Raw genomic sequence first — 12,681 nt, 5'->3', positions numbered from 1 at the left:
CTATACTTGTTTGAGTACCTTTTAGTGCGGCATGTGCTACCTATTGGTTACACATCATATGTGTGCAGCATTATTTTCATTAATTACCTGCCAGTATCTAACATTTTTAATCTTATGAATTATATGTATTTAGAATCAAAGGGCGAGTATTATACATTGTATTCTAGATGTATACACCATGTTGAGTTTGAGTGAGGATGCAGAATTTAAAAAACCGAAGATGTTTGCTATAGCAGGAATACTCTTTGCACTCATCGGTGTTGTTTCGTTTTTTACCTGCTGGTTTATTATCCACGATTATGAACTCAAAAATCTGAGCGGTCTGGATATGATTCCAGACTCTTCAATTTTTGCATATCTGCCATTAGTTATTATGATCATTTCTGTAATTAACATAGTAGCTTTTGCATACTGGCTGCACGCACCAAAAAATAAAGTTGGATATTCCGCATCAATTCTTGGCATGGCCGTAATCATATTGGCAATTTTTGAACATTCAGAGATATACATGACAAATGCATACCCATCAACCAATGTTGGGATTGGATTTTATTTAGCTATGATCTCCGGCATAGGCATATTTTTCTGCGGTTTCCTCAAAGATGCAGATTACAAACGCAACTCAATAAAAAATTCAAGTCTCATAGGAATTTCCGCTGCGATTATAGGAATACTAATCATCTTCACAACGTCACTGGCGATGAATCACTCACTCGGCGAAGATGGTTTGCAGGTCCTGCATAATGCGCGTGTTTTATCGGGAAACATTGAGATTTACTTTCCGCTGTTAGTTTCTTTATTTTCTATACTCTGTGCGATTCCGCTTATTACAGATATTTTCATATCTAACAGAACCGGGCTAACCTTGTCTTCCATATGCGGAGCTTTGGTAGTTATATTTACACTGCTTGAACTTAATTCTTTTATAAACCAGCCTTCATTCCGCCAGCTGAGGATAGGCTTCTTAATTTCATTAATCTGCGGAATACTAATGTTTCTGTTTCCGATTTTCAGTAAAAAACATGATAAGCTTTGTGAAACAAAACAGTCTCTGGAATCTGACAAATCCCGTGTGATTAAATTTGTTGGAATGTTGGCATCTCTGGTCGGCGTAGTTTCTATTGTGTTTGGATGGATCAATGTGACGGTCTACACACACGTTGATCTAAACTACAACTGGACTGGCATAGATCTGCCAACTGTGCATTTCACCGGGCTTCAACCTTATCTGCCTATTGTAGTTGCAGTCATCTCGTTAGCTGCATTTTGTCTGTTTTTAGTCCAAATGAGGAGTGAAAGGAATAAGCTGGGCTATGCTTCTGCCATTCTAGGCATATCGATTATAGTAATCTCGATTATCTTCGGCGTCTGGGTGTCAGATCTTGGAATGGGCTATGTCAACGGCAATCTGGCAACTACTGCTCTCGGTGCAGCCGTTTATATCTCATTCATATCTGGAATCTTGATGGCATCGTCAGGCATTATTGCAGCCAGGTTGAAAACTTCTGGTTCAGATCACAACTGAACCAAACCTTTTTCATATTTTTTTAAATCAGTCCGGCGTTTTATCTGCTGCCTCTGCAATTGTGAGAGTATTCTATTTATCCTGTGTTTGCATCTAACCTTTGTGAGTGATGATTGGACTGAACTCTACAGACCTAACAACCTTGATGAGGTTGTGGGGAATCCCAAAGCTGTAGCGGCGTTAAGACAATGGGCAGATAATTGGGCTGCGGGAAAGCCGGTAAAAAAGGCTGCAGTTCTGATAGGCACTCCCGGTGTAGGAAAAACCAGCGCTGCATTAGCATTAGCTAAAGAGTACGGCTGGGACACTGTGGAGATGAACGCTTCAGACCAGCGTAATGCCGATGCAGTAAAGAGTGTTGCTCTGCGGGGTGCTCTCGGCCAGACATTTACTGATTCAGGAGAATTTCTCTCAACATTGGATGGTAATCTTAAACTCATAGTCCTAGATGAAGCTGACAATTTAAGCGGTAAAGAGGACAGAGGCGGAGTGCCGGCATTGGTTGAGGTTGTCAAAACTACCAAACAGCCCGTAATTCTGATCGTAAACGACTGGTATGCTCTTTCCAGAAAAAGTTCTGCCCTCAAAAGTGATACAGAACAAATAAAATTCTCACAGATTAAATCTGTCACAATAAGAGGTGTTCTGAGAAAAATTGCCAAGGATCAGGGAATTACAATCACCGACAGAGCTCTGGAACTGCTTGCAGATAATGCAAACGGCGATATGAGGTCTGCAGTAAGAGATCTTCAGGCAGTTGCAATGGGCAAAGACGAAATCAAAGATATTGACGCTACATCGGTTTCATACAGAGAAGTGGAAAAGACAATGTACAATGTCATGGATGATATCTTCAAATCCAAAGATGCAGATCGGGCAAGAAGATCCCTTGCAGAAGTGGATGAACCTCCTGAAACTAAACTGCTCTGGATTGAAGAAAATCTTCCTGTTGCATACCGTGATCATCTGGATATGTACAAGGGAATGAAAGCCGTAGCAACAGCCGACAAATATCTGGGGAGAGTGTACCGCAGACAGTACTTTGGTTTCTGGTCCTATGCAGGTGATTTCTTATCATACGGCGTCTGCGCTGCTAAAACCAGGGAGATGCATGGATTCCTGAGGTATAATTTCCCGCAGTACTTGATGAAAATGTCCAGGTCAAAAGGCATGAGGGCTGTGCAGGCCAGTATCTGCAGCAAGCTCGGTGAAGCGGTGCACATGTCTGCAAAACAGACGCGGCAAGACATACTGCCTTATTTTTCAAGAATCTACATAAGTGATCAGGAGTTTGCACTCAAAACTTCTCTGGATCTGGAGCTGGAACAGGAGGAAATTGCCTACATTCTAGGGGAAAAGATCGATTCAGCGGCTGTCAAGAGAATCATGAAATCTATGAATCCTGACGGTGAAAAACCTGAAAAAGAGAAGAAAGCCTCCTCAAAACAAAAAGAAAAGAAAAAATCTCCTGTAAACCAGAGCACTCTGTTTTGAGGTTTAAACATGAATGATGTTACAGAAACTCTCAAAAAACAGCAGTATAAACTTCATGGCGATCATGCAGCTGTAAAGCTGTGCCACTGGGTAAAGCAGAGTCTGCTTCATGACCGGCCTTGTTATAAACAAGAATTCTACGGTATCAAGTCCCATAGGTGTCTGCAGATGACTCCTGTAGTCAACATGTGCACTCACAACTGCCTGTTCTGCTGGAGAGTCCAGGGATTTGATTCTGAAAATATTGCTTGGAAGGAACCTGAAGATATTCTTGAACACTGCCTGGAGCAGCAAAAGAAATTGGTATCTGGATTCGGGGGAGATCCCCGCTGCAGCAAAGAGATGTGGCTGGAAGCAAGAGAACCGAAACAGGTAGCGATCTCTCTCTCAGGCGAACCTACTTTGTATCCTATGCTGGGCGATTTCATCGAACTCTGTAAAAGAAGGGGCATGACTACGTTCCTAGTTACAAACGGCACCACGCCGGAAATTCTGGAGAAACTTGATCCTCTTCCTACTCAGCTGTATGTTACCGTTGCCGCTCCGAATGAGGAAGTTTACAAAAGAATATGCGTTCCAAGAATCCCGGACGGCTGGGAAAAATTGATGAAGACTCTGGAATTGTTTCCATCCCTTAACACCAGAACTGTGATACGCCATACACTCGTCCAAGGATGGAATGTGGGCTGGGAAGATGAGTATGCCAAATTGGATGAAACTGCCGATCCCATGTTCATAGAACCTAAGGGCTATGTCTTTGTAGGCGACTCCCGGCGGCGTATGACTATTGACAACATGCCGTCTCCCGCATCAGTGGCTGAATTCGGCAAAAGGATTGCATCACGTTTGGGCATGGAGCTGCTCAGGGAAAGACCGGACAGCAGAGTCTGTCTGCTTGGAGATAAAAACGCCCAAGTCAAAATACCTGGTCTAGAATAACATTCTTTAGAATTTTTATAAAATAAATGAAACTATGAATCAGATTCCTCTGATTCATTAAAAGTTTAAACGCGCTGATCAGCGCATTCTTATTGTTTCTAGGTTCATCGGCGCTCTTGTTTCAATATTGAATTTCTTGTATATTGATGAAGCAAGATCTGAACATTTATGTTCATCACCATGACCTATGATAATCTTATTAGGTTTAGGATCTAAAGATGCAATATATGCCATCAGCTGTCTGCGGTCTGAGTGACCGGAGAATCCTTCGGCAACTTCAATATCCATACACATTTTGATATTGATCATCTTACCCCTTTCTGGAATCTGCAGATCCGTCTGGCCTTTTAGAATCCTGCTTCCAAGAGTTCCTTCAGCCTGATATCCTACAAAAATGAGGCAGTTGTTTGAATTGTCTGCCCATGATTTTAGATATTCCATAACCGGACCGCCGTTCATCATACCGCTTGTGGAAAGCACTATGCACGGTTCATCATCATGACATATCCTTTCTCTCATATCCTGAGTTTCAACACGTTTGAAGAGGGGTGATAAAAATGGATTTTCTCCCATCTGGAAAATCTGTGTTCTCAATTGTGAGTTCAGGTATTCAGGGTATGCTGTATGAATTGCTGTAGCTTCCCAGATCATACCATCAAGATATATTGGAACACTGGGCAGCTTACCCGTACGCATCAGTTCTTCGAGAACCAGCATAACTTCCTGAGAACGTCCGACTGCAAATACTGGGATGAGGATTTTTCCCTGCCTCTTAAGCACTCTGTCGCAGATCTCATTCAAAGTGTTGACCGCGTCTGCCCTGGATGGCTGAAAGTCCCTGTGTCCTCCGTACGTAGACTCTATAACTAATGTTTCCAGTCTCGGGAAGCGGTTGGCTGTAGCATTGAACAGCCAGGTCCTTTCAAACTTCATATCGCCGGTAAATGCAATGTTATGCATGCCGTCTCCGACATGGAAATGACATACGGCTGAACCTAAGATATGCCCTGCATTCTGGAATGTAAGTCTGATATCTGGAGCAATATCGGTAGTCTCTCCATACTTCAGTGGAATACAGTGAGCCACGACTTCTCTTACATGAGATGATTCATATGGAGCTTTCTTACCCTCTCCGAAAGAGACTTTGATACCATCCAGCTGCATCAGTGACATTAGATCTCTGGTAGGCGGAGTACAGTAAACCGGGCCGTCATATCCAAATTTATACAAAACAGGCAGAAGTGCACAGTGATCCATGTGTGCATGGGTAATCACTACTGCGTCCAGAGTGTCCAGCGGCATAAGTTCCGGGGCATTGAAATAAGGCGTACCTCCGTCTTTTCCGGGGTCAATTCCGCAGTCGATAAGGACTTTAGACTCTCTTGTGGAAAGCAGCGTAGCACTTCTTCCTACTTCTCTGAAACCTCCCAGGGCGGTCATGCGGAGCCAGCTTTCGCCTTCAAGCCTCTGTCTTGCCAGGCGTCTTCCTACTTTTTTTAGAAATACCTTTCTGTCATCTGAAATCTGACGAAGGTAACTTCTGATATCGGAAACTGTTTTTGACGGCAGAGGGGGAGCTCTCACAACTTTAGGCGCCCACCCAACTTCTTTTTTGATTTCGTTAAGGGTGCTTCCATGTTTTCCAATGACGATGCCTGGTGAAATGGCCTCAATCATTACTTCCCCGATGTCATCGTCAAAATAAATATCTGTGATCTCAGCTTCATCTGGAATAATCTCTCTTATTCTTCTTTCGACTTCCTCTGGATCTGCCAGCATTGATGGGTCTGGCCTGATGGCTACTCTTCTTCTCAATCCCTGGGCAAGCTGTTTTACAATATCATTATTGGATGCAAATGTATCCATGTCCTTTGTATAAACCACAACCAAAGGGCCTTCGTATTCAATGCCAGAGATGTTAACTCCTTCCGGAATTATTTTGCTGATCTGCTCTCTAGCTTCTTCTAAAATCCTCTCTGTACTCATAAACTATTCCAGCTGAATAAATTAAATTAAAAAAAGAAGTTTGAAATTAGTAGTGTTTAGCGAAGCCTACCATGAGATTCATGTCTTCGGCCCTTTTAAGGGACTCTTCTGCAGATAGTTCGCGGAAGCCATCTTTGTTGATGACTGCTACTGCATACCCATCTCCGCTAGCGGAGTCGCGGCGCATTGCAGCATTCAAAGCTCTGATTGCAGTGTTGACAGCTTCATCTTCAGACATGTTCGGCTTATAATTGTCTTCCAGCACACCGTATGCATATGGTGAACCAGATCCAACAGAAATGAAATAATCTTCGATAAGTCCGCCTGCAGAGTCAAGTGAGAATAAATGTCCTCCGTTCTTGTCTATGCCGCCCATAATCAGGCCTACATAGTAGAAACCATATGATCCGCCGCCGTTTCTCATCAGATTTGCAAGAAGTGTACTGGCAGCATTAACGGACATCGGCGCCCCACGCTTAAGCTTGTAAAGTTCAATCTCTGCTTTAACATAACGAGTAAGAACTTGGGCATCTCCAACTAAACCGGCAACAGTCAATCCAAGGTTGTCGTCGATCTTGAAGAGTTTTCTAACGTCCTTATGAGCAATGACGTTATTCATTGTAGCACGGTGTTCTGTAGCCATGACCACACCGTCGCTATACACAATACCCAGCGTAGTTGTCCCAGTCTTTAATTTATTATCATCTGCCATAGCGATCAACCTCAAAAGCGGTTAAAAGATAATGTTTTTCTCGCTGATTCTTTGAAATGAAGGCGCTGTATTTATAACTTGTCTAGATTAAACGATGCTTTCTAAAGCTCTGGATACTAAAATATCATCCGATGAGAAAATGCAAACGTTCTGCGTACGATTCCAGTCACATAGAATATGCTTAAGCACCCTTAAACAATTACGTGTCTCAAAGAGTTGTCTGCAGGCTGAGTTCAGACAATTATATATCATAAAATCTTAGAGACCTTTCAGGGCTGAATTAGGCTGTTGTCTCTTTTAGAAAGTCAAATATGATTGAGATATTCTTTAAATTAAAAAACTTATATATTACATTTTGTCAGAATAATTTACAATCTTATTTGTTGTTGTAACTACTCTTAAAAGCGTTCATATTTTTATATGTTTAGGTGTGACTGGGTATAATCAATCTATCGATCCGCCTCTGATGGGGAAGGTTTCAAATCCATGTACGTTTTAATGACTGTTGAGGGAGTAGCGATATAAGCCCGTTCTCTTACGCACCACATTAAAACTGTGTGCTCCAAAATACATATCAGAACGGCCTCGCGTCAGGACTTTTGTGCCTGCTCCCTCACTTTTTAACAGCGCTTTCTGCCAGGTATCCTAAGAAGTATGTGACGCCTATTCCGCAGAGAACTCCAGTAACTAACCTGAGCTGGTTGAATGATACATAGTCAGATACCATCTGGGCCCCGCCGTCTATCAGGATGGGGAGAATCAAAACTGCCAGAACAATCCATTTGAATCTGGGAGCGGCAAGAAGTGATATCAGCGAACCTATCACCAAACCTATGAAGATTCCAGTATCCCTTATGCAGAACGGCATCTCATTGCCGTTTATGTAAAGACTGTTGCTGGCCATCTGGTGGCAGTTGGCATCTCCCAATATGTACATCACAGCCGCCAGAGGATTCATTTCAGAAATGACATCCATGTTATCCATGTTGCCCGCTGAACCATCCAGATTATCTACGCTTCCAGACGGCAGTGTCGCAGGAGCTATGAACACGAGAGCAAGCCAGACAATGAAGATGACCGCAAGTATCTTTTTAGTTCTTTTGACATAGTCAAAGGCCTTCGGCACATCATGCCCACCTATTCTGTAGTATTTTATACCTCTCCTTTCAGATAATTTAAGTGTAAAAATGCTTTTAGAGCGGTGTGAACAAATATCTGCAGCTGTTCAGGCCCGTAGTTCTGCTGATGGGGATCGTATTTCTCATTGCTGCTGCTTTTATTGCAGCAGGATCAAATATTGATGATTATCTGAATGATCTGCTGATAGCTGTTCCAGTGGTGCTGGCGTTTGTTATCGGAGGAAACTCTGTAAACGATTATGTCGATAGGGATGTTGACAAGGTCGCACACCCCGAGAGGCCGATACCTTCAGGCCGTATGAGCGCCGACACAGCATTGTATATTGGGATGACCGCATTGGCTTTTTCCATCATCCTCTCGTTTCTGCTTCCAAATTATGTCTCTACTGCGATCGTCATAGCCGCATGCGTCTTCATTATTGTTTATGAATTATTATTGAAACAGCTTGGATTTATCGGAAATATAACTATCGGCGTCCTCACCGGCATGGTTTTCCTTCTTGGAGGGGCTGTAGTGGGGAACGTGGAATCCTGCTATGCAATAGCCGCAATGATTATTCTGATATCTCTTGGAAGGGAGATAGGACTTGACATAAAAGATATGGATGGTGATGCAGGAAGGACAACGCTTCCCATGAAGATAGGGAGAAGAAATGCTGCTGCCTTAGCAGCAGTGTTCTTTGCGGTATCTATCCTTGTAAGCATCTATCCTGTGGTGCGTGGATCTGCAGGCAGCTTGTATGGCATAATCATCATTGCTGATGTGCTGATCGCGCTGACAGCTTATTCTGCCTTCAAAAACCTGGATAAGTTCCAAACGCTGGTAATCGTATCTATGTTTGTAACGGCGATCGCCTTTGTTTTTGGAGCGGTTTAATCTTCCAGAATCTGAGGGAACTTTTCCTTTGCAGCTTCAATGAGGTCATCCACTCTAATCTGCTTTAAGTCGAAGTCAGAAATTGCCAGTATAAATTCATCAAGGAGTTCATCTGACATTTCAACATACTTCTCTTTTATTCTCCAGTTTCTTTCTAGTTCTGGATATATTTTAGCTCTCCAGGCTGAATCATATTCAATCAGGGCTTCTTTTGAAAAGTTGTTGTTTTCAGCACATTTGGACAAGATCTCGCCAGCCAGTTTGCCAGTCATGCAGGCATGATAAATCCCTCCGCCGGTCAGGGGATTAATGATTCTTGCAGCGTCACCAACAATAATCAGGTTATCTGCTACAGAGCATTCGAGGCCTGCAGATGTAGATACAGCTCCTCCAGCTATCTCTAAAATCTGACCGTTTCTGAGGCGTTCGTCTTTTTCAATGTATCTGTCAAGGTAATACTTGGCATCTGCTTTTCCTTTGCATTTGCTGCCTTGTATTCCCAGCCCTACGTTGGCAGTTCTTTCTCCCTTGGGAAATATCCATATGTATCCGCCGGGCGCTGCAGATCCTATGAGAAACTCACAAAATTCGTGCTCTATATCCACATTGGTCATTCTGTATTGGATGCAGGTATCTACATCGTTCGTTCCTATCGATGTATCAATCCCGGCCCATCTGGCTGTCTGAGATTCAAAGCCGTCCGCAGCTACTATGCACTTGGCATAGATTTCAATGTCAGTACCCATCTGTCTTGCATGGATTCCAATGAGCTTTCCATCTGCATCTCTTATGACGCCTGTGCAGCCCGTTCTCATCATGATCTTTGCACCGGCAGCCGCTGCCTGTTCTGCTACAGCCTTGTCAAACAGATGTCTTTCTAAAACGTACCCTACTCCATGGTCTCCGTGGGCTTCTATGACCTTCAGGGTGTGACCCGAAGGAGATTTCATGATCGATCCGAGGATCTCTTGTGAAATCCATTTAGGGTCTGGTTCTATGCCAACTTCCACCAGTCTTCTCCTTGAGACGCCTTCTGCGCACCTCAGGGGTGCTCCGATCTCAGCCTTCTTTTCAATAAGTATGGTGTCCAGACCGCCGAGGGCCGCATGCTTTGCAGCCATGCTTCCTCCCGGTCCGGCTCCGACTACTACGACATCGCAGGTATATTTCATTCAGAAACCTCCGACAGGGCTCCCACCGGGCAGAGTCTGATGCACCGTTTGCAGTTTGTGCAGCTGCTGTCAAATTCTATGATGTAATCATTAAGATAAATCGCATTAACAGGACAGCTTCCGGCACAGGCCCCGCAGTGGAGGCATCGATCGTAACAAACTCTCATCATATCACTTCTGGCGGATAAATGCAGCTTTCAGTTATGCTGCTGGTATCATCGCGATTGAAATGCTAAGAGGTTATTAACTTTTCTCCTTTTAATGCAATTTTATTTCATTTGTTTGCTTATAAGCTAAATAATTTTACAAAATAAGTGAATGTGAATGGGATCTTGTAACTTATTTACAAATTTCACAATCTTGATTATAAAAAAGATTAAATGCGGCCGGAGCCGCTTAGATTTCTTCTTCAAGATAAAGAATTGAGGTCATGCTGAAATCACCGAATGAGATTGTGCAGGTAAAAATCATCATTTTATCGTACACAGATCCATGAGCGAAGACTCCTGCACTATCCTGCAGTTTTTCAATGGTGATACCGTAGCCGTTTTCAAACATGCAGGCAGCGAATTTGCTGGGAACATCACCTACATTTTCTGTACCTGCGAGTAAGGAGCCTTTCTGAGATTCAATTTTCATTTCAAAGTCCCCATCGGCAACAATTATCTTGCCGTTATTAAGAATAGAGTACATAGTGGCGGTATCCCAGCTGGTATTCTCCAGTGACGGAGTCTGCGGTAATTCTACAGCTTTTCCGTCAAGCGTATAAACACGTTCAACGGCTACAGGCTGTCCTTTTATCTCGGCTAATTCAGACTGCATGGCTGAATGCATGAGAAGAGCAGAATCACTGACATTGATGTACCAGTAGTTGCCGTTTTCATCAATCATTGTACCGGCAGTGAGCCCGCCGGCATCGAATATGAAGCCGATTACTGTTTTGTTGACTACCTCTGAACCTACTGTCTGTTCCATCTTGCATGAGATCCAGTTTCCATCCTGCATGATGATTTCAAAGCTTGATCCAGAAAGATTGTGGGATGTACCATTATAGGATTCTCCGTTTGCCAGCAACCATTTATTCTCCAATACCGGGACTTCATCATACGTCATGCTATAATCGACAGGTCCTCCGGATCTTGTGTAAACCATGCACCATGTTGCGATGCTGTCAACATTTTCAACAGTTTTGAAGGCTGTTGAATAGAGCACTAATACATCTGTTTCCAACAGAAAACCTTTCAGAAGCTCGCTGGAGCCCTCATCACGAATTTCAATCGTAATTAAATTACCCAGCAATGTTCCGGTAATGTCCATATCGCGGTATGTACCGCTGATTAAAGACAACTGTGATTTATCGATTGTAAGATCATAGGTTGACAGATGCGGTGTTCCTGCTCTGGAATATTCTTTTAATTCTGTACCCTGGGAACTTCCTTTGGCATAGGCTACTTTCCAGTCGCCGAGGATCTTGTCATTGTTTGTATTTTTACTGAATGTGGAATGTTCAGCAGTCTGTTTTCCCTTGTCATCAGTATGAATTTCAATTAAATTGAAAACATTACCATCACTGCTTAACCAGCCATAACCGGTGATGAGTTCATCTCCATACTGGCTGACAACCTTTATCATCTGATTTCCCGTATCTGGATCAGTGAAGTGGTAAGCTACTATGCTCCCGTTTTCACCATTGTGTGAAGAGGTACCGGCAGCTATGGAATTGTAAATATTGATAAAGCTGAGGGAATGGAAAACAGTTTCTTCAGAGGTCTTTCCGTCTGCGCTCAGAGTGTGTGTAGAGTCTGCGTACCAGTCTCCAGCCAGTTTATCGAGGTTTAGTGATGCAGAGATGCTGCTGTTGTTTTTTACATATATTCTTTCAATAGCACTCAGTTCATCTTCATTTATGCCGACGTCTGAAATCATTATATTGTTGACTATGGCAACATTATCCTTCAGACTCATTTCCCACACATGTCCGTTTTCGTCAATGAATCTGCACAGAGTGTTGGTATCTGGATAGATGATTCCTCTGATTTCTAATGGAACATTATCATCTCCAACCACCTGATCCATCACTCCGATGAATGCCCCTTCTTCGTGAGATGTTATTTTAATTCCCTGCTTCATATCTCCAATAAATTCTTCAGCTCCAGATATGGAACAGATATAACCGCTGGATATGCTGAGGTCCAGATCTTTAAGGTCAGCATACTTGTTTTTATCCTCATATTTTCCATTGCTGGTAAAAATTGAATAATGAATGCAGGTATTTTTGTCTGTGCCGTGTGCATAAGTGAGGCTGAGGACACCATCATTCAGATGACCTTCAAAATTCACTTTTTCTCTATCTACAGTAGCTTGGAAGAATACATGTCCATCAATGTATGCTCCAGCTATCTCTTCATTTAGATATTTTCCGTAAAACAAATCATCTTTTACGCTGCTGATCGATATGACCGCTGTTTCTGCAGTTTCATTATGCGACATGAAGTTTCCTTCACTGTCTACGCCATGTTCATCAGCCAGCTTCCATTCGCCGGTGAGAGGTGACGTTTCATTGCTTTTACTGTCCTCATAATAGAAAACTGCTGCAACAGCAGCAATAATGATGATCGCAACGATAATTACCGCAGCGATTTTTTTGTTCATGTTCGGATATCATTATCCTGCTATATTAAGAAAATCAATAAAATATAAACTCGGTAAAATGCTAGATATTTTGAATAATTTCAAGATTATCAGTTGGCATATTTATCCAATGTTCGAATCTAACCTTAGACATTTGTTTTATGACATTTTGTTGGATATTAGCCTGATTTTATCTAAGCAACCGC

10 protein-coding genes are annotated in these 12,681 nt (G+C 42.7%); 4 read left to right on the top strand and 6 right to left on the bottom strand.

Translation table 11 applies throughout. From position 1 onward, the window contains the following. Positions 1-187: 187 nt before the first annotated feature. The 3 genes from H729_RS06035 (at position 188) to twy1 (ending at position 3,958) form a co-directional block, all read left to right on the top strand. Positions 188-1,525: a hypothetical protein gene (locus H729_RS06035; protein WP_172618676.1), complete on the top strand. Its 1,338-nt coding sequence runs from the start codon at positions 188-190 to the stop codon at positions 1,523-1,525. Between the two features lie 102 nt (positions 1,526-1,627). Next, positions 1,628-3,019 carry a replication factor C large subunit gene (locus H729_RS06030; protein ID WP_020449121.1) on the top strand — a complete coding sequence of 464 codons (1,392 nt, stop codon included), beginning with the start codon at positions 1,628-1,630 and terminating at the stop codon, positions 3,017-3,019. A 9-nt stretch (positions 3,020-3,028) separates the two neighbouring features. Then, positions 3,029-3,958 carry a 4-demethylwyosine synthase TYW1 gene (twy1, locus tag H729_RS06025; RefSeq protein ID WP_020449120.1) on the top strand — a complete coding sequence of 310 codons (930 nt, stop codon included), beginning with the start codon at positions 3,029-3,031 and terminating at the stop codon, positions 3,956-3,958. Positions 3,959-4,036: 78 nt separating this feature from the next. Here twy1 and H729_RS06020 read toward each other — a convergent pair whose 3' ends face one another. The 3 genes from H729_RS06020 to H729_RS06010 form a co-directional block, all read right to left on the bottom strand. Continuing rightward, positions 4,037-5,944 carry a beta-CASP ribonuclease aCPSF1 gene (locus tag H729_RS06020; protein WP_020449119.1) on the bottom strand — a complete coding sequence of 636 codons (1,908 nt, stop codon included), beginning with the start codon at positions 5,942-5,944 and terminating at the stop codon, positions 4,037-4,039. Between the two features lie 46 nt (positions 5,945-5,990). Continuing rightward, positions 5,991-6,656 (bottom strand): archaeal proteasome endopeptidase complex subunit beta, encoded by a 666-nt coding sequence (gene psmB / locus H729_RS06015; protein WP_020449118.1) that lies wholly within the window; start codon positions 6,654-6,656, stop codon positions 5,991-5,993. A 613-nt stretch (positions 6,657-7,269) separates the two neighbouring features. Beyond that, complete coding sequence (locus H729_RS06010; RefSeq protein ID WP_020449117.1) at positions 7,270-7,782, bottom strand: DUF2085 domain-containing protein; 513 nt, start codon at positions 7,780-7,782, stop codon at positions 7,270-7,272. A gap of 77 nt (positions 7,783-7,859) precedes the next feature. On the opposite strand from H729_RS06010, the gene H729_RS06005 reads away from it, so the two are divergent. After that, on the top strand, positions 7,860-8,672 hold the full coding sequence (locus H729_RS06005; RefSeq protein WP_020449116.1) for a UbiA family prenyltransferase: 813 nt from the start codon (positions 7,860-7,862) through the stop codon (positions 8,670-8,672). On the opposite strand, the gene H729_RS06000 is transcribed toward H729_RS06005, so the two are convergent. From H729_RS06000 to H729_RS05995, 3 genes are all read right to left on the bottom strand, one after another. After that, positions 8,669-9,844 (bottom strand): geranylgeranyl reductase family protein, encoded by a 1,176-nt coding sequence (locus tag H729_RS06000; protein ID WP_020449115.1) that lies wholly within the window; start codon positions 9,842-9,844, stop codon positions 8,669-8,671. The two genes, H729_RS06005 and H729_RS06000, sit on opposite strands and share 4 nt — an antisense overlap. After that, positions 9,841-10,011, bottom strand: a complete 171-nt coding sequence (locus H729_RS09695) for a 4Fe-4S binding protein (protein WP_020449114.1) — start codon at positions 10,009-10,011, stop codon at positions 9,841-9,843. Before H729_RS09695 ends, H729_RS06000 begins: the two co-directional genes overlap by 4 nt. Before the next feature lie 229 nt (positions 10,012-10,240). Then, entirely contained in the window at positions 10,241-12,496 is a 2,256-nt protein-coding gene (locus H729_RS05995; RefSeq protein ID WP_020449113.1) for a hypothetical protein, read from the bottom strand. Positions 12,497-12,681: the final 185 nt, after the last annotated feature.

The sequence above is a fragment of the Candidatus Methanomassiliicoccus intestinalis Issoire-Mx1 genome, from assembly GCF_000404225.1.
GTDB lineage: Archaea > Thermoplasmatota > Thermoplasmata > Methanomassiliicoccales > Methanomassiliicoccaceae > Methanomassiliicoccus_A > Methanomassiliicoccus_A intestinalis.
The sequence above is the reverse complement of the archived record's forward strand: the minus strand, read 5'-3'. Positions and strand labels throughout refer to the sequence as shown.